This is a genomic window from Ginsengibacter hankyongi, from assembly GCF_008710285.1.
Lineage (GTDB): Bacteria > Bacteroidota > Bacteroidia > Chitinophagales > Chitinophagaceae > Ginsengibacter > Ginsengibacter hankyongi.
The window spans coordinates 130,862-150,799 of the sequence record NZ_VYQF01000005.1 but is presented as its reverse complement, the minus strand read 5'-3'; the positions used below and the strand labels follow the sequence as shown (position 1 = coordinate 150,799).

Annotated in this window: 18 protein-coding genes; 12 read left to right on the top strand and 6 right to left on the bottom strand. The window is 36.5% G+C overall.

Features of this window, described 5'->3' with window-relative positions; genetic code table 11:
• Positions 1–94 precede the first annotated feature (94 nt).
• Positions 95–541: a DUF1569 domain-containing protein gene (locus FW778_RS16570; protein WP_150415939.1), complete on the bottom strand. Its 447-nt coding sequence runs from the start codon at positions 539–541 to the stop codon at positions 95–97.
• A 276-nt stretch (positions 542–817) separates the two neighbouring features.
• On the opposite strand from FW778_RS16570, the gene dnaG reads away from it, so the two are divergent.
• The 6 genes from dnaG (at position 818) to FW778_RS16540 (ending at position 6,906) form a co-directional block, all read left to right on the top strand.
• Positions 818–2,758 carry a DNA primase gene (gene dnaG / locus FW778_RS16565; protein WP_150415938.1) on the top strand — a complete coding sequence of 647 codons (1,941 nt, stop codon included), beginning with the start codon at positions 818–820 and terminating at the stop codon, positions 2,756–2,758.
• Positions 2,759–2,838: 80 nt separating this feature from the next.
• Complete coding sequence (locus FW778_RS16560) at positions 2,839–3,525, top strand: DUF899 family protein (protein ID WP_150415937.1); 687 nt, start codon at positions 2,839–2,841, stop codon at positions 3,523–3,525.
• A gap of 98 nt (positions 3,526–3,623) precedes the next feature.
• The gene (locus FW778_RS16555) at positions 3,624–4,145 is read left to right on the top strand and encodes a hypothetical protein (RefSeq protein ID WP_150415936.1); all 522 of its coding nucleotides are present in this window, start codon (positions 3,624–3,626) and stop codon (positions 4,143–4,145) included.
• Positions 4,146–4,296: 151 nt separating this feature from the next.
• Complete coding sequence (locus tag FW778_RS16550) at positions 4,297–4,713, top strand: VOC family protein (protein WP_150415935.1); 417 nt, start codon at positions 4,297–4,299, stop codon at positions 4,711–4,713.
• Positions 4,714–4,767: 54 nt separating this feature from the next.
• Positions 4,768–5,115 (top strand): DUF1801 domain-containing protein, encoded by a 348-nt coding sequence (locus tag FW778_RS16545; protein WP_150415934.1) that lies wholly within the window; start codon positions 4,768–4,770, stop codon positions 5,113–5,115.
• A gap of 48 nt (positions 5,116–5,163) precedes the next feature.
• Positions 5,164–6,906: an amidohydrolase family protein gene (locus tag FW778_RS16540; protein ID WP_150415933.1), complete on the top strand. Its 1,743-nt coding sequence runs from the start codon at positions 5,164–5,166 to the stop codon at positions 6,904–6,906.
• 540 nt (positions 6,907–7,446) lie between these two features.
• Here the strand turns inward: FW778_RS16540 and FW778_RS16535 are convergent.
• Positions 7,447–9,555 carry an endonuclease MutS2 gene (locus tag FW778_RS16535; protein ID WP_150415932.1) on the bottom strand — a complete coding sequence of 703 codons (2,109 nt, stop codon included), beginning with the start codon at positions 9,553–9,555 and terminating at the stop codon, positions 7,447–7,449.
• Positions 9,556–9,638: 83 nt separating this feature from the next.
• Positions 9,639–10,049: a PPC domain-containing DNA-binding protein gene (locus tag FW778_RS16530; protein WP_150415931.1), complete on the bottom strand. Its 411-nt coding sequence runs from the start codon at positions 10,047–10,049 to the stop codon at positions 9,639–9,641.
• Positions 10,050–10,140: 91 nt separating this feature from the next.
• On the opposite strand from FW778_RS16530, the gene msrA reads away from it, so the two are divergent.
• The 3 genes from msrA (at position 10,141) to FW778_RS16515 (ending at position 12,363) form a co-directional block, all read left to right on the top strand.
• Entirely contained in the window at positions 10,141–10,689 is a 549-nt protein-coding gene (gene msrA / locus FW778_RS16525; RefSeq protein WP_202552305.1) for a peptide-methionine (S)-S-oxide reductase MsrA, read from the top strand.
• 8 nt (positions 10,690–10,697) lie between these two features.
• The gene (locus FW778_RS16520; protein ID WP_150415929.1) at positions 10,698–11,378 is read left to right on the top strand and encodes a hypothetical protein; all 681 of its coding nucleotides are present in this window, start codon (positions 10,698–10,700) and stop codon (positions 11,376–11,378) included.
• An 82-nt stretch (positions 11,379–11,460) separates the two neighbouring features.
• Entirely contained in the window at positions 11,461–12,363 is a 903-nt protein-coding gene (locus tag FW778_RS16515; RefSeq protein ID WP_150415928.1) for an SAM-dependent methyltransferase, read from the top strand.
• Positions 12,364–12,372: 9 nt separating this feature from the next.
• Here the strand turns inward: FW778_RS16515 and FW778_RS16510 are convergent, their stop codons facing one another.
• The 3 genes from FW778_RS16510 to FW778_RS16500 form a co-directional block, all read right to left on the bottom strand.
• Positions 12,373–13,473: a fatty acid desaturase family protein gene (locus FW778_RS16510; RefSeq protein WP_150415927.1), complete on the bottom strand. Its 1,101-nt coding sequence runs from the start codon at positions 13,471–13,473 to the stop codon at positions 12,373–12,375.
• Between the two features lie 60 nt (positions 13,474–13,533).
• A complete protein-coding gene (locus tag FW778_RS16505) occupies positions 13,534–14,274 on the bottom strand; it encodes a fatty acid desaturase (protein ID WP_150415926.1) in 741 nt (246 codons plus the stop codon).
• Between the two features lie 90 nt (positions 14,275–14,364).
• Positions 14,365–16,014 carry an ABC transporter substrate-binding protein gene (locus FW778_RS16500; protein WP_150415925.1) on the bottom strand — a complete coding sequence of 550 codons (1,650 nt, stop codon included), beginning with the start codon at positions 16,012–16,014 and terminating at the stop codon, positions 14,365–14,367.
• Positions 16,015–16,061: 47 nt separating this feature from the next.
• Here FW778_RS16500 and FW778_RS16495 point away from each other — a divergent pair, with 47 nt between their 5' ends.
• Genes FW778_RS16495 through FW778_RS16485 form a run of 3 tightly spaced genes read left to right on the top strand, consistent with a single transcriptional unit; the run spans position 16,062 to position 19,937 of the window.
• The gene (locus tag FW778_RS16495) at positions 16,062–17,735 is read left to right on the top strand and encodes a M1 family metallopeptidase (protein ID WP_150415924.1); all 1,674 of its coding nucleotides are present in this window, start codon (positions 16,062–16,064) and stop codon (positions 17,733–17,735) included.
• Between the two features lie 26 nt (positions 17,736–17,761).
• Positions 17,762–19,267, top strand: coding sequence for a polysaccharide biosynthesis C-terminal domain-containing protein (locus FW778_RS16490; protein WP_150415923.1), 1,506 nt, complete (start codon positions 17,762–17,764; stop codon positions 19,265–19,267).
• A 16-nt stretch (positions 19,268–19,283) separates the two neighbouring features.
• Positions 19,284–19,937, top strand: coding sequence for an HD domain-containing protein (locus tag FW778_RS16485; RefSeq protein ID WP_150415922.1), 654 nt, complete (start codon positions 19,284–19,286; stop codon positions 19,935–19,937).
• The last annotated feature ends 1 nt before the right edge of the window (position 19,938 follow it).

The window sequence follows — 19,938 nt, the reverse complement described above, 5'->3', positions numbered from 1 at the left end:
AGATAACGAAGAGATTATTGAAGCAGGGAGAATTGAAAATTGATAATTAACAATGAATGCCAACCAATTTACCATTTAACCAAAAAACATTTATTTAAACACCGAACTGCCGTAAATGATGGTCCAGGTGTTTCCATTGCAGCATATTCCATTCTTCAACAGTTAGCTTGCCAAAAAATGGATGAGGCTTTGTTGTAAAAATTTTTGGCCCTTCTGTTTTGAAACGATTAACGTAAGAGAGTAGTTTACTTTTTTCTGTTTCGAAATCTCCCGGAACAACCTTAAATTGTTTTAATGTCGGAATGTTTCGTTTAAAGGGTTCTTCAGTTACAATTTTCTTTTTTGCCATCTTTCCAAAAAGAAATCCCATCAATCCTCCTTTCAGCTCCAGCTCGCCAAAACTAACGAGCATGGTAGGCTGAAGATGAGCCAGCATTTGAGCAACATTCATTTTACCCCACAATGGTTTTGAATCCGCAGTGAGTTTGTTAATTCGCTCCTGGATGGAATTGTTATCTTCGGCATTGAATAAATTACCCATATAAATTATTTAGGTTTAAATGGTTAAGGATTTTATCTTTTTATTTTTTTAAAAGTGGGTGAATTTAATTTATTTTACCTAAAATTATTTAATTAAAAACATATATTATGGCTACTATTTCCACAAAAAAATTTACAAATATTATTATAATAACGGCTGTGCTACTTGTACTTCTGGCAATATTTTCTTTGTATGTAGGTCGCTAATCAACATTACGCCTTGCCATAAATAATACAAACGAGCGCAGGGTTCATTTTTTATTGATTTAAACAAACAATGATATCACAGGAGACCATACAGCAAATTGTAAGCAGGATTGATATTATTGAGATCATAAGTTCATTTATGAAGCTTAAAAAAAGAGGCACCAACTATATAGGCCTTTGCCCGTTTCATAACGAAAAATCTCCATCCTTTACGGTATCGCCATCCAAAGAAATATATAAATGTTTTGGATGCGGCCGCAGTGGTAATACCATTAGTTTTTTAATGGAGCACGAGAAGTATAGTTATGTTGAAGCTTTAAGATGGCTTGCTGCAAAGTACAATGTTGAAATTGAAGAAACTGAAACCTCTCCTGAGTTTAAAGAACAGCAGCAAGTTTCAGACAGTTTATATATCATCAATAAATTTGCGCAGCAATTTTTTACGGAAGTTTTATTTAATACCGATGAGGGCAATAATGCCGGGTTAAGCTACTTAAAAGAAAGAGGCTTCAGAGAAGAAATTATAAAAAAGTTTGAATTAGGTTATAACCCTGAGGCAAGAGACACTTTCGCCAAAGTTGCTACCAATGCGCAATTCAACGAAAGTCTTTTACAAAAATCAGGACTTGTTGTTGCAAGAGAAAATGGATTGCAGGATAATTATCGCGGCCGTATTATTTTTCCAATTCATAACCAGACCGGAAAGATTGCAGGTTTCGGCGCAAGGCTTATACGCAATAACGATAAAGCTCCAAAATATATCAACACGCCGGAAAATGAAATCTATGTAAAGAGCAAAATTTTATATGGTTCTTATTTTGCAAGACAGGCAATTGATAAAGCAGACGAATGTCTTTTAGTTGAAGGCTACACTGATGTGCTTGCATTGCACCAGGCCGGCATTGAGAATGCAGTGGCGAGTGGTGGCACTTCATTAACACCCGACCAGCTAAGGCTTATAAAAAAATACACACAGAACCTTACCATTTTATATGACGGGGATAATGCAGGAATAAAAGCTGCGTTGCGAGGTCTCGATCTTGCGTTGGAAGAAGGGCTTAATGTGCAGCTTGTTTTATTGCCCAACCAGGAAGATCCTGATAGTTATATAAATAAAAATGGTGTTGCTGCTTTCAACGCATTTATTAAAGAAAATAAAAAAGATTTTATTCTCTTTCAGTTAGAACATGCATTAAAAGATGCGGGTGATGATACCAACAAACGCTCGCATGCCGTAAACCAGGTGGCAGAAACCATTTCAAAAATTAATAAGGCCGAAGAGTTTACAAAGCAGCAGGATTATATACACAAGACTGCGCAACTTTTAAATATAGATGAATCGGGACTACACAACCTGGTAAATAAATATATAAGAGAAAAGCTTACCAAAGATGAAAAACGCCTGCTTAACAATGAAAAAATATTCCAGGAGCCAGGCAGGGAAATAAACGATTTTCCCGAAGCCGATATTGACGCATTGGAATTATTTAATAAAGATGAATATAATGAAAGGGCCGTTGTGCGTTGTCTTATCGAATTCGGATTGAAAGAATGGGAGCCCGGCAAAACTGTTGCGGATTATCTCTTATATGAATGCATAGATGATGATTTGATTACGAATAAAGGGCTCTTAAAAATTATAGATACTTATAAAAGCTGGTACGAACAAAAGCTGGAACCTACCGCAAAAAATTTCTTATATAGTGAAAACCTGGAAATGAGCCGAATGGTAGTTTCATTAATCGAATTTCCATATGAAATAAGCCCGAACTGGCTAAATACTTACGAAGTACCTGTTCCTACAAGAGAAGATAATTTTAAAGAAGAGATTATTTCAACGCTTAGTTACCTTGAATTAAAGAAGCTAAAAAAATTAATCGAACAAAATCAAAAAGAGCTGGAAGTAACCTCCTCTCCTGAAAGGCAAATTCTTTTAATACAAACACATGTTCGCTTAAAAGATTTGGAAACCAAAATAACCAGGGATATAGGCGCAGTTATATTGAAATAGACGATTAAATTTTTTCCAGAAAACGTGTAGTCTTCTCCGTTATAATAGATACATTTTATCTAACCATCAATATTATCACCATGAAAACATTTCACGATAAACAATTTCCCGGTGAAAGTGATGCTTACCGGGAAGCCCGCAATAAATTGCTGGAAGCAGAAATAAATTTACGCCGGCAAACGGAAGAAGTTGCGGAACTTAGGCGGCAGCTGCCTTACAGCGCTGAGGTAAAAGAAGATTATGTTTTCGAAGGAAAAGATAAGTCAGGCAAAGTAAAGAATACAAAACTTAGCGAACTTTTTGAAGAAGAAAAAGATTCACTTATTATTTACAGCTACATGTTTGGGCCAAAAAATCAAAAGCCATGTCCTATGTGCACTTCAATTTTGGACGGATTAAATGGCATGGTATTCCATGTTGAGCAAAGAGTGAACGTTGCTGTGGTCGCAAAAACTTCAATTGACAAGCTCACAAATTTTACCGAAACCCGCGGATGGAAAAACCTGCGTTTGCTGTCTTCATTTGCCAATACTTATAACCAGGACTATTTTGGCGAAGATGACAAGGGAAACCAATTACCCATTCTTAATGTGTTTCACAAAAATGACAAAGGTATCTTTCATGTATATGGAACAGAACTATTATTCGCTCCGGAAGAAAAAGGGCAAAATGGACGACACGTTGATTCGATATGGCCGTTATGGAATTTGTTTGATTATACGCCGGAAGGCCGTGGAACAAATTGGTATCCAAAACTTGCCTATTAGCTTAGCCAACCGAAGTAAGTACTTTCACTAAGCCTCAAAGAACATCAGGAAATATTCTTCAGCCTTCGTGTCCTCATGGTAAATGAATAACTATACAAATGAGTAAAGATCAAACTAAGGACCTTATCAAATTTATAAAACCATTTGATAAAGAAATAAACGAACTCGTATTCTGGCTACGGGAATTTGTTTGGGACCTGTATCCAACAAGCAATGAATTAATTTATGATAACTACAATGCGGTAGCCTTCGGTTGGTCTCCTACTGATAAAGTTGGTCATACATTTTGCTCAATAGCTGTAGGCAGAACAAGTAAAAATATACACTTCGGCTTCTATTGGGGCTCTGAACTTTCAGACCCCGAAAAATTACTGATTGGGAATGGAAAGCAATACAGGTACATCCTAGTAAAAGGTAAAAATGATTTTCCAAAAGAATATATAACGAAGTTAATGCATGAAGCTTTTGTAAACTCACTCGCCAAAGTAAAAAATAGAAATCAAATTATGGAAGGCGCTACCATTACAAAATCTATATCGGGCAAAAAAAGAGAGCTTAAAAAACATACCGAAAAGAAGAAAGCAAAAGTGCTATCAAATAAAAAGAGCGTAAAAAATTAAGTACTAACTGGCTGGCATATCCGCAATTATCGATACTAATTTTAATTTCGTTGCTGTCGCAATTACACCCCAAGATGACGTGCTTGCCCCTGCGTTCAAAAATATTCTATCGGTATGTTTGCTGCATTAAAAACTTAAAAAAAAAACAATCATGACAAAAGAAATCTGGATCAACCTGCCGGTAAAAGACGTTAATAAATCAAAAGCATTTTTTACCAGTATTGGATTTTCACTTAATGAACAATACAGTAATGGCAACGAATCTGCCTGCATAACTGTTGGGAGTAAAAACATTGCAGTAATGCTTTTCAAAGAAGCATCATTCAAAAATTTCATTCAACATGAAATTGCCGATCCTCAAAAAGGAACAGAAGTATTGTTTTCATTCGATGCAGAAAATGAAGATGAAGTAAATGAAATAGCCGGGAAGGTGGTAGATGCAGGCGGCACACTGTTCAGCAAACCAGCCAGTGTGCAGGGATGGATGTATGGCTGTGCCTTTATTGATTTGGACGGACACCGGTGGAATGTATTGCATATGGATATGAGTAAAATGCCAAAGCCATAATTACAAGTGAAACATTCGCCATTAAAGATCGCATCCATTCTTCAATTGTATGAAATGCTTCGCGTAGAAGAACGTATAATGGTAGATGTGTTAAGACAGATCATTGCAGGAAATATTCCGAATACTTTTAAAGAAAAGATATCTTACAATGTTCCCCTCTTTTATGGCAGGAAGGGACTTTGCATTATATGGCCATCTACCGTTCCACGTGGTGGAATTAAAAAAGAAGTTTTGTTAGGATTCTGGTATGGCAACAAATTAAAAGATGTTGATCATCATCTCACTCACGGTACCAATAAACAAATCTTTTATAAAATATTTTATACACCGGAAGAAATTGACGAAAAAGCAATTGTAAAATTATTGAAGGAAGCAGTAAGTTTGGATAACGCCGCCAGGTAACCATTTTAGTCTATTTCAGCTTATATTTAGTGTAAAAATATTTGCATTATGAGATACAGGGTTGCGTTTCTAACTTTTATAATTTTCATTTCACTTTCAACATTCTCTCAAACCTATATTACTAACGTAACGGTACTCGATGTTATAAAACAAAAATTAGTTCCGGCGCAAACCGTAATAATAAAGGATGGCATCATTGCCAATATTCAATCTTCAAAAAAAATAAAGCTCCCCGCAGATGCAGTAACCATCGATGGTACAGGTAAATTTCTCATGCCCGGTCTTACCGATGCGCATGTGCATTTTTTTCAAAGTGGCGGTTTGTATACAAGACCGGATGCAATTAATCTCACCAAAGATCAACCGTACGAACACGAGATAGCATGGGTTCATGATAATATGGAAGATTTTTTGCGCCGGTATTTACAATGCGGTATAACCTCTGTAATTGATGTAGGAGACACCTATAGTTTTTTGCAGCAAAGAGATTCTTTTGAAAATAAAAATTATGCGCCGTCGATATATATGACGGGCCCTTTGCTCACATCTTATGAGCCGGATGTTTTCAAAAATTTAAAAACCAATGAACCATTTATTTTAGTGAAAACGCCGGAAGATGGAATAAAAGGTGTACAGGCGGAACTTCCCTACCACCCCGATTTTATTAAGATATGGTACATTGTTAGTCAGAATAAAGACAGCGTTGAAGCAAGTGCAAAAAGGTTTGCGCCAATTGCAAAAGTAATTATTGATGAAGCGCATAAGCATGGTTTAAAAGTAGCCGTGCATGCTACAGAAAGAATTACTGCGCAGCTTGCTGTAGAAAACGATTGCGATTACCTGGTACATGGAGTGGAAGATGAAATTGTGAACGATGATTTTATTAAACTATTAAAATCAAAAAAGGTTATCGATTGCCCGACGTTAATTGTTGAAGACGATTACTTTAAAACGTTTGGGCAAACAACGGATTACTCAACTTATGATTTAATGAATTCAAATCCTTTGCAGATAGGATCGATCAAAGACCTCAAACATTTGCCCGATACAACCATGATCGGCTTTTATAAAATGCGATTTCGTATGCCTGCAGTTATTAATAAATGGCATCATGATGATTCAGTGAGAATGGTGAACCTTAAAAAGATGATTGATGGTGGAATAACCATTGCTGCAGGAACGGATGCGGGAAACATAGGCACGCAACATGCGACATCGCTTTATGATGAACTGCAGGCTATGAAGGCAAGTGGACTAACAAACTGGCAGATTATTCAATCCGCCACCATAAACGGACAAAAGATACTCAACAAAGAAAGCGAATGTGGAAGTATAACGGTTGGTAAAAAAGCCGATTTAGTTTTATTAAGCGCAAACCCAATCGATAGTTTATCAAATATTACCAAAATAGATTTAGTGGTTAAAAACGGACATGTGATGAGCCCGGATACGCTTATCAAAGTAACGCCTTTATCGTTAGTGGAGCAACAATTAAATGCATATAACGCCAGGAGCATAGACGCATTTGTAGCGCCTTATGCAGATGATGCAGAACTATACCAGTTCCCGGGTAAGCTGATAGGAAAAGGAAAAGACGCCATGCGGAAAGCATATACTGCCATCTTCAATAGTGCGCCCGGTTTGCATTGCGAAGTAAAAGACAGAATTATCCTTGGCAATACCATTATCGATAAAGAAGTTATAACCGGCATGGGCCCAAGTAAAATAGATGGCATATCGATCTATCAAATAGAAAATAATAAAATAAAGAAAGTGTATATTATTTTATAAAAGAATCGCAGGCGTTAGAGTCGCATAATCGGACCGCCGATGGTTTTGATATCGTCTAATTTAAAATACATACGTAATACCGTTATTGATGCTGTAATTTAATTTAAGAATCGTTGCAGCAGGCTTGCTATCGTAAAGGTAATACCAACTTAAATTAAATGAAAATGCTTCACGAATTTGAAATTCAGGCTGATCTCATGTAATACCTGCAATCGCTAAAATCGCGATATAACGGCTGGTAAAAAAGCGTACTGATAATTTCCGTACTTTTTGCTGGATTATAAGTAACCGCATTTGTTGCTCTCTTCTTCGGGAAATGTTGCACTCCCCTCGCTAGAATATTACTGGCCGCTGCAACATGCCCGCAACAATTCTGCAAGAAGTCCGCCAGCATTCAATAAGGAAACAGCCGGAAAACCCTTACGCGTTCTCTCTTTTAGTAAGCAGGAGAAACATATAAAGCCTGATTTTACAAAATAGGTATTAGTACATGTTCCGTTAGGAACGTTGCGTGCCTGCAAAAACCTGAAAAATGTGGAGCTACGGGCTCTCTGCAACCTTATCTTTCACAACAATCAACTCTGTAACATCAACCGTTATAGGCACAGAACCAACCTGCACAATTGCTTTCTTACCGCGGATTTTTGTAACAACGCCTACCTGCCTGTTGGCAATCATTTTTACTTTATCGCCTTCTTTAACAGGCTCTGATGATTCTATAAATTTTTTATCAAGTTTCTTTTGTTGTTTTTCTACCACCTGTTTCTCCCTTTGCTTAAATAAAAGTGACTGAATCATTTTAATCAATGCATTTTTATCTTCTGTCTTTTTCCACTCAATTACAATTGATTTAAGCCTCCGCTCCATATCTTTTAAATACAATAATTTTTCTTCGCTTATTTTATTCTGATGTTTTAATAATTCAATTTGCTGGCTGTGTCTTTCGCGGTTCATCACCTGTTCCAGTTCTTCTTTCAGTTTTTCATTTTCTTTTAAAAGCTTATCAAGGTTTTTTCTTTCGGCCTGCACCTGCTGCAAATCCTGCTCAGTTCTATTCAATAATTTATCAAGACTAAAATGATTTTCATCAACCAGTTTTCTTGCTTTATTAATAAGCGAGGGATGCAAGCCAATTCGTTCGGCAATGGAGAAAGTATAGGAACTACCGGGCTTTCCAACAATTAATTTATATAAAGGTTTCAAATTTTTTTCATCAAAGGCCATTGCGCCATTCATGATGCCCTGCACCTTATTAGCCATTACTTTTAAATTAAGATAATGCGTAGTAACAATGCCTATTGCATGCTTCTTAGCGAGTTCTTCCATAATAACTTCAGCAAAAGCGCCACCCAGGTTCGGATCACTTCCACTCCCGAGTTCATCAATAAAAAACAAACTTTTGCCATTGGCATTTTCCATAAAATATTTCATGTTCATCAGGTGCGATGAATAAGTGCTCAGCTCAAATTCGAGGCTTTGGGTATCGCCAATATGTATCATCAATTGCTTAAAAATACCAAACTCACTCTCTGGGCTACACGAAATTAACAAGCCACTTTGTAACATCATTTGTAAAAGCCCCGCGGTTTTTAAGGTTACGGTTTTACCGCCGGCGTTCGGTCCGCTAATAACCAATATCCTGTTCATATCATCAAGAGCAAGGTTTACCGGAATGGTAGGCTTTTGTTGCTTTTCATTATAAATAAATAACAACGGATGACATGCATTTACCAATTTCAAAAATGCCTTGTCGTGCACGGCAGGCATGTTGCCATTGTATTCCATTGCAAGCTTTGCTTTGGCTCTAATAAAATCATATTCACCAAGAACAGTATGGTAAACAGTTAATAGCGAATGGTACGAACACATATTAGCAGTAAGCCTTTGCAAGATCCTATACACTTCTTTACGCTCTGCATTCTCGAGGGAAAATATTTCATTGTTTAATCCCGTTGTTTCCTCCGGCTCAATAAATGCCGTCCTGCGGCTATCGCTTTCTCCGTGCAAAATTCCTTTTATCATGCGCTTCTGTTCTGCAAATACAGCGAGTACGCGCCTTCCATTCATAAAGCTTTCTTCTATCTCGGCGAGGTATCCCTGCTTATTCAACCGGCTAACGATCCGGTCAAAAAGCCTTCGCAATTCATTTCTTTTTTTAAACAACCGCATTCTTATTTCTGCAAGTTCTTCCGAAGCGTTATCCTTTACGTTTCCATCTTCATCCAAAACTTCGTCTATCATTTGCACGATAGCTTTTTCAAAATAAGTTTCATTAATTACCAATGCAAGAAAAGGAAATGCAATCCTGCGGTCATTATCAAACCAGCGAAATATTTGCTGTATGGATGCGGTTAATTTTTTTATTAATAAAAATTGATTGCCGGCAAGAACAGCGCCATCAATACTTAGCAGCTTTAATTCCTTATTAAGATTGATAACGGCATCATCAGGAAAATGAAGGTGGTTTTGAAAAAATAATTTGTATTCATAAGCCTGCCTGAGCTCAGGTTCTATAAATTCTTTTCGTGTATGGATGCGTAAATTGTCAGCTTTATACCTTGCATATTCTGTACGGCAATGGCCAGCCAGCAAAGTTTTTATTTTATCAAACTCAAGTTGTTGTATAGCGGAAGAAGGAAATAATTTCATGTATTAATTAAACAAGCGCTTTAGATGTCAGGCAAAAATAAGCATACCGATATCAAGTAATTTAATAAAAAAGCGACGTCAATTTACTTCTTGCGGACAATTAATTCTTTCCAGCCAGTACTATCATCCTGTTCCCTGGTGGAAACATACCTGGCAGATTGAACTAAAATTATTTCGGCAGTTGTATATATTTTACAACCATGCACCAGGTGGCCACCAATCACGTTTCCTGCCCTATCGGCAATACTAATATGCAGGTGACAACAATTTAAAGAAAGAGTGCCGGTAGGACTTATAATTTCAAAGTGGCCAACAGCGGCTGCAGAGTTCTTTTGGTTAGCGAAACGAATCGACCACGCTGACAAGCTTCCCACACAAGTAGCAATCCATCCCGCTGCAATTTTATGTTCCTTAACAAAATTTTCTATTGATAAGCGCAAATCACTATCTGGCAGCAATCTAAGTACATAGGAAATATCGTTTGTATTTTTCATCGTTTCGGTTTACAAAGTTTATTTGTAATAAGCGCAACTTATCTTTGTTAGTACAATTAATTTTAATGACTGCATAAATTAAATGATTTTTATGGGAGATAATAAAAATATTGAATCAGCCACTTTCGGTAATGGTTGTTTTTGGTGTACAGAGGCAGTTTTTCAGCAATTAAAAGGCGTGGAAAAAGTAACGAGTGGTTATAGTGGCGGGCATGTAGAAAACCCAACCTACGAGCAGGTCTGCAGCAAACAAACCGGCCATGCCGAGGTATTGCGAATTGACTATGACCCGTCCATTATAGGCTTTGATGAATTGTTAGAAGTTTTTTGGGCAACCCATGATCCAACTACACTTAACCAGCAGGGAAACGATATAGGGCCGCAATACCGGAGCGTAATTTTTTATCATAATGAAGAACAAAAAGAAAAGGCTGAAAAGTATAAACAGCAACTTGATAAAAGCGGCGCATTTGACAAGCCAATTGTAACAGCCATTGAACCTTTAACCAATTTTTTCGCGGCGGAAAATTATCACCGGGATTATTATAAAAATCACAGCTCGCAACCTTATTGTTATTTTGTAATAAAACCTAAGATGGATAAAATAAAAAAAGTTTTTGCTGATAAACTGAAACAATAAAATTATTAATGAAATATTTATTTACTCTTATAATTGTTTTTGTAAACACCATTTGTTTTGCACAAAAATTTTCTACGTCTATAGATGCACAGTTAGCTATACCTCAAAGCGATTATAAAGAAGTGAATAACGATGCAGGTTATGGTTTGCGTGCCGCTGTTTTTTTTAAACCGAGTTATACCAAACCCATAAAATTTGGAATTGAATTGGGCATGCAGGAGAAAGCAAGAGCCACTCAATACTTTTCAGGATATGTATTTGGCTACTATGATGAATTTCAGGTGAGTGCCAGCAGCAATATATTTTCCCTGATGTTTGTAACAAGAATACAATCTTCCATACCGCATAAATTAAAACCTTTTATAGATATTACCGCCGGATGGAATGTCTTCTACTCCACAGTAAACGTTGAAGAGGTTAGCTATTATAGCAATTATAGCCCATCTTATTCCAACTCCTCAAAAGCGCATTGGGCGTTTGCTTATGGCGCTGCCGGCGGCGTAGACATACCTTTAAATAAACGCGATGGTATAGGCCTGGAATTGAAAGTAGCTTACCTTGTAGGATCTTATACCGATTATCTTACAGATCCTAATATTGATGGAAATGGAAACGTTTCGTTTCAACAAAACAGCTCCAGAACAAACATGTTGATACAGCAGGCGGGCGTGAGAATTACTATTGAATAATTTTTGTGATTTCAAATGCAAAAATTCTGCCTATATTGGATCGGTATCCCCACTCTTTAATCTCAAATAAAAATATTTCTTAATGGCAACTAAAAATGATCTTGATTTTACATACACGACTATTGATGAAATATTTCGTTTAAGCATGGGTGAAAGTGCTGACTACAGCGGTGCAATGTTTAATGGCGATTTTTCCATGACTATTGAAGAAGCTCAAAAAAATAAACACAAATTCATTGCCGACAGCCTTGGCATAAAAGATAAGACAAAAGTTTTAGATATGGCCTGTGGCTGGGGCCCGTTCCTGACGTACATAAAAGGGCGTGGGGCAAATGCAATGGGTGTTACATTATCGTCAGGACAGGCAGCAGCATGCGTTAAGAACGGACTGGATGTACAGGTGATGGACTGCAGGAGAATAACCCCTGAAAATTTTGGAACCTTTGACGCGATAACCTGTATCGGCGGATTAGAGCATTTCTGTTCTATTGAAGAATATAAAGATGGAAAACAAGATGAAGTATATCACAATTTTTTTAAAGAATTAAATGACCTGTTACCACCGGGTGGGAGATTCTATATGCAAACAATGGTATTTAGTAAGAATATGATGCCGCTCGAAGAAGTAAGTGTAGATGCTCCAAAAGATTCTCCTTCTTATGCAATGGCTTTAATGGTAAAACAATTTCCCGGGTCGTGGCTGCCTTATGGAGAAAACCAGGTAGTAAAAAATGCGGCGCCTTATTTCAAGCTAATTTCTAAAAGCAGTGGCAGGCTCGATTATATTGAAACTATTAAAAGGTGGCGCATTAAATTCAGGAAATTTAATTTGAAAAAATATGCACTGTATGCTTCGCTTATTCCTAAATTTTTATTTGATAAGGAATTTCGCCACCAGGTAGAAGTGTTTAAAATAAGTCCTAATAAAATATGTTTCGAAAACGAAACGATGGATCACTTCAGGCTGGTGTTTGAAAAAATATAAACTGCGTTATTATGCCGCCGGCACAGTAACCAATTCTTTTCTCCCTAATCTTTTTAATAAGCGGATGTGAGATCTTATTGCACCCCTGAATGAATGATTCGAATTATAACGAAGGTTATATTCTTCTGCTGTTCGTTTGACAATATTTGAAATGGGCTTATAATGCACATGGCAAATACGCGGATATAAATGATGCTCTACCTGAAAGTTTAATCCACCACAGAAGAAGCTTAAAACATTATTTTCTCTTCCAAAATCGGCCGTTGTATATAATTGGTGAACTGCCCAGCTATTTTCGATATTTCCTTTTTCGTTTGGCAATGGAAAATTAGTTTCCTCCACCACGTGTGCCAACATAAAAATAACTGCCATTGTAATTCCTTCGAAAAAATGCAAAGCAAAAAACCCGAGCAGTATTTGCCACCATGCGGCCTGGATAAATATAAGCGGCAACACAAGAAAGATGGTGTAGTAAACGGCTTTAAAAAAGAATAAATTAAAATATTCTATCGGCGGGTGTTTCTTGTTTTCATAATTACCGATTTTCTTTTTAAAGAACTTTACATAGTCTTTAATAAAAACCCAGGTAAGAGAACCAAAACCATAGAATAAAAATGCATACCAATATTGATGGCGATGTATTTTCATTAATTTTTGGTGAGGGCATATTCTTAACAAAGGAACTGATTCAATATCTTCATCATGGCCTTCAATGTTAGTATAGGTATGATGAACAATATTGTGCATGATGCCCCACAGGTAAGCATTTGCTCCAATAATATTAAAAGTATAGCTTAAAATTTTATTAATTCTTTTATGCCGAGATAATGAACCATGTATTGCATCATGCGAAATATTAAGGCCTATAAACGCAGTGAAAAAGCCAATTACAATCCACAAAATAAATTGCATCGCAATACTGTTTGTTCCTAAAATAAGTAGCAGGTATGCGGCGGTAAAAATTCCTAAATAAAAAAATGTTTTAAACACCATAACCCAGTTGGCGTTTTTAGATAATTTATTATCGGTAAAATATTCATCTACTCTTTTATTGAGCGTTGAGTAAAAATCAGGATCACCTGTTTTAGCAAATCGTATTTTTGAGGACATTGGAATGTATTGGTTTGTGTTGTTGTATTATTTATTTATTGTGTTTGAAGGAAAGCTTCCTCAAGCAGGTAAGGGTTTTAATTTAATTATTCCATAATGCTGGAGACCTGTCATAATGATAAAAGTTCCATCAAACTCATACCACTTTCTTGCAAAATTTGGATCGTACTTTTTATAATGATGATTATTTTGAAATAATTCTCCCATCATAATCAAGCCCCACGGTGTGGTATTTCTGGAGTGATCACCATTACTGTAATTCGCATAACCCAGCTTGTGGCCAAACCAATTTACAATAGCGCCCTGAACAGGCCCCATAAAAAAATGAACCGGGAGCAAAAGAAACCACCAGAGACTTGGGGCAAAGATTATATAAAATGCAGTGTAGGACAAAGCGAACAAAATTCTTGTAATCATATGGTTTCCTAACTTATCCAGGCGATCCCAACTGGGAATATATTCTTGTGTGAACTGGGCATCGGGCACCTTTTTGCCTGAGTGAAACTGTTCGAAAAGCTTATACGTATGCCACATCATTTGCCAGATATCCCGAAAGAAATGTGGTGAATGCGGATCCTTTTTCGTATCGCTGTATTTATGATGCATCCTGTGCATTATCGCGTAAGCCCGTGGTACAAGAAAAGACGATCCCTGCGTAACAAACGTCATAAAATAAAAGATCTTCTCCCATCTTTTTGTGGTGGTGTACATTTGATGAGAAGCATACCTGTGCAGAAAAAATGAATGAAAAAATAATGAAAGGAACCAATGAATAAAAAAGAAGCACAAAACAAAAAACATTTGAGAAAATTAAATAGTAGAAGAATGCTGTAATCTAAGCTTAATTATCGGTAACGGCGGGATTATCCGCACTTTTAACTTATAAACAAATTAATTCGCTAATCTTACTTTCCTAAGTTCTAACAGGTTAAGACTATTAGGTGTGAAATTTTTAACATAAGGCTGTACCAGCCGAATCACCATATCGTACCACAGAGGAACTACAGGTGCATCTTTTATCATCAGTTGATCAGCACGTTGATTAATTTTTATTCTTATGGAATCGTTTTTTTCTGCCAGTGACTGCTCATATAATTTATCAAAAGCCGAATTTTTATAACGGGTATAATTTGGCGGCGCGGGATTTTTTCCATAAAAAACACTAAGGTAATTTTCTGCATCCGGGTAGTCGGCAATCCAGCTACCTCTGAAAAATAATGCATCAGATTTAGCAGTTTCTTCCAGCAACAGACCCTTTTGTATTGTTTCCACCTGGATTCTAATTCCTATTTGTTGTAGTTCGCTGGCTATATAAGTTGCAAACTCCGCGTACACCGGTATGGTAAGGAGCTTTATAACAGGCAACCCAACGCCATTTGGATAACCAGCTTCTTTCAACAATTGAAGGGCTTTAGCCGGGTTATAACGGTAGCCGATAACCGCAGTAGAATCAAAAGAAGGGAGGCCCGCAGGAATAAACCCGCTTTCTGCGGGAATGCCTATAGAATTACGAATATACAACATCATCTTCCGGCGGTTAAATCCATAATTAATCGCCTGCCTCACTTTCACATTTTTAAGCGGTGAGTTTTTTACAATGTCAAGAGAAGTATCATTTAATATTCCGAGGTATTCGATATTAAGATATGGATGTGTAACAAGTATTATCTTACCAACCCATTCTTTACGCAAGGCTCCTTCTTTGGTTATAACTTCATCCTTAAATGATGCATCAATATCATTAATAAAATCGAGCCTGCCTTGTTGAAATTCCAAGAACTCGGTTGCTTTATTTTCAAAAAAAGAAACTTTAATTCCATCAAGATAAGGTAAGCGGTTTCCGGTGCTATCTTTTTCAAAGTAGTTGGGATTTTTTTTAAGGATCAAAGCCTGGCCTTCTTCCCATGCAACAAATTGAAAAGGCCCGGTTCCACAGGGATGCCTCCGAAAATCTTTTCCATACTTTTCAACAACTTCCTTAGGAACAATGGAACAATATTGCATGCTTAAAATACCAAGAATGGGATGGAAAGGGGCAGCTAATTTTAATTGAAACGTAGTATCATCAAGAGCTTTAAAAGGATGTAATGAATCTACCCGGCTGTTAAAAATCCATGCGCCGCTGCTGGCAGTATTTACATCGATAATGCGGCTGAAACTATAGACCACATCCTGTGCCGTCATCTTTCTTCCTTTGCCATTGGGAAAGGCATCATTGTCATGAAAAAATACATCGTTACGTAAATGAAAAATAAATGTGAGATTGTCGTTAGATATGTCCCAGCTTTTTGCAAGAGATGGAATTAAATTAAGGCTGTCATCTGTTTGAATTAAGGTATTATAAATTTGATGTACTGCCCACATGATCGATTGGTTTTTTGCAAAGGCAGGATCGAGTGTGGCAATACCGGATTGTTCATTATAATGAAAAATATTTTTATTTTTTTTATGATGTTGGCAGGAGGTAAACGCAAATAAAAAAATTACCGGTAAAATAAACCGCAAATTCCTGTTTACAAATTTTATAAGAGGCGGAGGCATTTGATTTTTTAACGTCATCTTTGTTTTAGAAAAAATAAATTTAGTAAATGAAAAAGACAGTAGCACTATTTTGTTTAGTACACCTTTTTTTTAACTCTTCTGCCCAGCCCTATACACACGCTGATACATCGCGGGGCAGCAATGGCCCTGGAAGAGTATGGTGGGATGCTACAAAATATGATTTGCATGTAAAATTTAATTTGGAGGATAGTTCGATAAGTGGATATAATGAAATTTCATTTAAGGTTTTAAAACCGGGCTCGATTATGCAAATAGACTTGCAAGAGGCAATGATAATTGATAGTATTAAAATCAAGGAGGAGTATCGAAAGCCGGGATCAAAAAGAACGGTCGGTATGCGGTATCCAAAACTCCTCAACAATATTATAAAGGAAGGGAATGTTTATTTTATTTCATTAAACGACACACTAAATATTTATAATATTGGAACCCTGTTTATTTACTATCATGGCAAACCTCGCATCTCTAAAAAAGCTCCATGGGATGGAGGCATAGTGTGGGCAAGAGATAAACAGGGTAATCCATGGATAAGTATTGCCTGCCAGGGATTGGGAGCAAGTGTTTGGTATCCCTGCAAAGATTACCAGGGCGATGAACCCGACAGCGCTGAAATGCACATTACTGCTCCTTCTGATTTAGTTGCCATAAGCAATGGAAGAATGAGAGGCGAGATCAATAATAATGACGGCACAACTACAACAACTTGGGCGGTAGTGAACCCCATCAACAATTATGATCTTATTCCTTACTTGGGAAAATACACACACTTCGGAGAAATTTATAAAGGTGAAAAAGGAAATCTTACATTGGATTATTGGGTGCTTGATTCAAACCTTACCAAAGCAAAAAAACAATTTAAAGAAGTGCACCGCATGATGAAGGCATTTGAATATTGGTTTGGCCCCTACCCTTTTTATGAAGATGGTTATAAGCTAATTGATGCTCCTTATCTCGGTATGGAGCACCAAAGCGCTGTTGCATATGGAAACGGATATTTAAATGGCTATCATGGAATGGATCTTTCAGGAACAGGCGTTGGAATGAAATGGGATTTTATAATTGTACATGAAAGCGGGCACGAATGGTTCGGAAATAACATCACATCAAAAGATATTGCTGATAGCTGGATACACGAAGGATTTACCAACTATAGCGAAACCCTTTTTACTGAATATTGGTTCGGGAAAGAAGCTGCGGATAAGTATGTAATTGGCATTAGAAAAAATATTGAAAACAAAAAACCTATTATCTCACCGTATGGTGTAAACGCAGATGGGCCAATAGACATTTATTACAAGGCTGCCAATATGCTTCATACGATAAGGCAGGTAATTAATGATGATACACTTTTCAGAAATATTTTAAGGGGACTAAATAAAACATTTTATCATCAAACGGTTACCAGCAGGCAAATTGAAGCGTATATCAGCAAAAAATTTAAAATAAATTTTTCGAAAGTATTTGATCAATATTTGAGAACTATAAAAATTCCAACATTGACATATAAAATAAACAATGGCCTACTTTCTTACCGCTGGACGAATGTTGTTCCCGGTTTTAATATGCCATTGAAAATTTATGATGCAAAGGGAAAGCTGAAATTTATTTATCCAAAAGAGAAAATGCAACAACTAAAAATGAACATTACACAATTAAAAGTGGATGAAAATTTTTATATCTATACAAATCAAATTAATTAAAATAATTTAGCGGCTTAAATTCATCTATGTCTCAGATACGAAGGCAAAGTATCATCTCAACGGTTTTTGTTTACGCAGGTTTCTTTATTGGCTTTATTAACACGTACCTTTTTACAAGGCATGGCTCGCCATTTACACCATCGCAGTATGGGTTAACCGGAATTTTTATTGCAGTAGGAAATCTTATGTTTGCATTTGCCAACATGGGAATGATTTCGGTTATTTATAAGTTTTATCCTTATTATAATGACAACCTCCCTAAAAAGAAAAATGATCTTTTAACGTGGGCGCTGATACTAAGTTTAGTTGGGTTTGCTTTTGTAATTCTCGCAGGTATTATTTTTAAAGACCTTGTAATAAGAAAATTCGGGGCCCACTCACCGGAATTTGTTCAATATTATTTTTGGGTTTTCCCATTTGGCCTGTCGCTTTTATTGTATTCTATATTTGAAGTTTTTGCATGGAATATCCGCAAATCAATTTTTACAACTTTCTTAAGAGAGCTTCTTTTCAGGCTGCTTACAACGATTCTTATCTTCCTGCTTAGTTTTAAGCTCATTAACAGCTTTGATCTTTTTATAAAATTATATGCCTTAACCTATGGAGTTGTTGCCGCAGTTCTCTTAATTTACCTGGTATCTAAAAAAGAGCTATATCTAACGTTTACGGTTAGCCGCGTTACCAAAAAGTTTTATAAAAAAATAATTTCTTTAGCCTCGCTTATTTACGTTGGCGGAACAGTTTTAATGATAGCACAGTTTATTGACACACTGGTTATCATGTCTGTATTGGGAACAACTTCAGCAGGGATTTATACATTAGGAAGCGTGGTGGCCGGACTGGTACAAGCACCGCAACGAGGCGCTATTGCGGCTTCCATACCCATCCTTTCCAAAGCATGGAAGGACAAAGATTATAATAAAATCAGCCTCATTTATCAAAGGTCAGGCATCAATTTGCTTATAGCATCGCTGGGAATTTTTGTAGTGGTATGGCTCAATTATACCGACGCAGTAACAACCTTTGGCCTTAAGCCGCAATATCTTGAATCGCAATGGATATTTTTTTTCCTGGGCATGGCCCGCATTATCGATTTAGGTACGGGCGTAAATGCACAAATTATCGGCACATCTGTTTTCTGGAGATTTGAACTTATCAGCGGAATTATTTTATTCATGCTCATTACCCCACTCAGTTATTTATTGGTAAAACATTTTGGCATTATTGGGGCTGGTTATTCAAACGTAATTTCGTTTACGATTTATAATTTTATCAGGATTATTTTTTTACAAAGAAAATTTAAGATGCATCCTTTTAGTTATAAAACTCTTTATTCAATTATTATAGCTATTGTTTGTTTTTATGCCTGCTATTATACATTTATAAGTTTTCATGGCTTTCTGGCAATGGTATTAAAAAGCAGCGTTTTTATTGTATTGTATGGCGGTGCCATTATCTATTTTGATCTTACACCGGATGCATTACCCATAATTGACAGCATTAAAAAAAGAACAAAAAGAATAATAAAATAGCTGCGATATTTATAAGATGAGCAATGAAGAAATAATTAATTGTACAATAGCATTCGTAAAGAAAGAATTGCAGGGTGCCGAAGGCGGACATGACTGGTGGCATATTGAAAGGGTATGGACAAATGCGAAATTGATTGCGCTAACCGAACGGGTAAATATTTTTATTGTAGAGCTTGCTGCATTATTACATGACATAGCTGATGCAAAATTTTATGCCGGAGATGAAACTATCGGTCCCAGGAAAGCAAAAGAATTTCTAAATAGTTTTCCCATAGACGCAGAAATTATTAACCACGTTGAAAGCATAATCAGGAACATCTCTTTTAAAGGAGGAAACTTTACAAATAATTTTTGTTCGCCGGAATTAGCAGTGGTGCAGGATGCAGACCGTTTAGACGCAATTGGAGCAATTGGTATCGCAAGAGCTTTTAATTATGGAGGATATAAAAACAGGGAAATTTATAACCCTGCTATTTTGCCGGATCTGCAAATGACCAAAGATGAATATAAGAACAGCAAGGCTCCCACTATTAATCATTTTTATGAAAAATTATTGCTGTTAAAAGAAAAGATGAATACCGAAACCGGAAAAAAATTAGCAGAAGAAAGACATCATTTTATGGAAATTTTCCTGGCGCAGTTCTATAAAGAGTGGGCAGGCAAAGAATGAG

Coding starts and splice junctions, on each gene's coding strand:
- FW778_RS16545 (WP_150415934.1), top strand. CDS start 4,768: ATGCTTCGCGTAGAAGAACGTATAATGGTAGATGTGTTAAGACAGATC.
- FW778_RS16500 (WP_150415925.1), bottom strand. CDS start 16,014: ATGCCTCCGCCTCTTATAAAATTTGTAAACAGGAATTTGCGGTTTATT.
- FW778_RS16530 (WP_150415931.1), bottom strand. CDS start 10,049: ATGAAAAATACAAACGATATTTCCTATGTACTTAGATTGCTGCCAGAT.
- FW778_RS16490 (WP_150415923.1), top strand. CDS start 17,762: ATGTCTCAGATACGAAGGCAAAGTATCATCTCAACGGTTTTTGTTTAC.
- FW778_RS16495 (WP_150415924.1), top strand. CDS start 16,062: ATGAAAAAGACAGTAGCACTATTTTGTTTAGTACACCTTTTTTTTAAC.
- FW778_RS16560 (WP_150415937.1), top strand. CDS start 2,839: ATGAAAACATTTCACGATAAACAATTTCCCGGTGAAAGTGATGCTTAC.
- FW778_RS16535 (WP_150415932.1), bottom strand. CDS start 9,555: ATGAAATTATTTCCTTCTTCCGCTATACAACAACTTGAGTTTGATAAA.
- FW778_RS16555 (WP_150415936.1), top strand. CDS start 3,624: ATGAGTAAAGATCAAACTAAGGACCTTATCAAATTTATAAAACCATTT.
- msrA (WP_202552305.1), top strand. CDS start 10,141: ATGGGAGATAATAAAAATATTGAATCAGCCACTTTCGGTAATGGTTGT.
- FW778_RS16505 (WP_150415926.1), bottom strand. CDS start 14,274: ATGTTTTTTGTTTTGTGCTTCTTTTTTATTCATTGGTTCCTTTCATTA.
- FW778_RS16485 (WP_150415922.1), top strand. CDS start 19,284: ATGAGCAATGAAGAAATAATTAATTGTACAATAGCATTCGTAAAGAAA.
- FW778_RS16550 (WP_150415935.1), top strand. CDS start 4,297: ATGACAAAAGAAATCTGGATCAACCTGCCGGTAAAAGACGTTAATAAA.
- FW778_RS16570 (WP_150415939.1), bottom strand. CDS start 541: ATGGGTAATTTATTCAATGCCGAAGATAACAATTCCATCCAGGAGCGA.
- dnaG (WP_150415938.1), top strand. CDS start 818: ATGATATCACAGGAGACCATACAGCAAATTGTAAGCAGGATTGATATT.
- FW778_RS16540 (WP_150415933.1), top strand. CDS start 5,164: ATGAGATACAGGGTTGCGTTTCTAACTTTTATAATTTTCATTTCACTT.
- FW778_RS16520 (WP_150415929.1), top strand. CDS start 10,698: ATGAAATATTTATTTACTCTTATAATTGTTTTTGTAAACACCATTTGT.
- FW778_RS16510 (WP_150415927.1), bottom strand. CDS start 13,473: ATGTCCTCAAAAATACGATTTGCTAAAACAGGTGATCCTGATTTTTAC.
- FW778_RS16515 (WP_150415928.1), top strand. CDS start 11,461: ATGGCAACTAAAAATGATCTTGATTTTACATACACGACTATTGATGAA.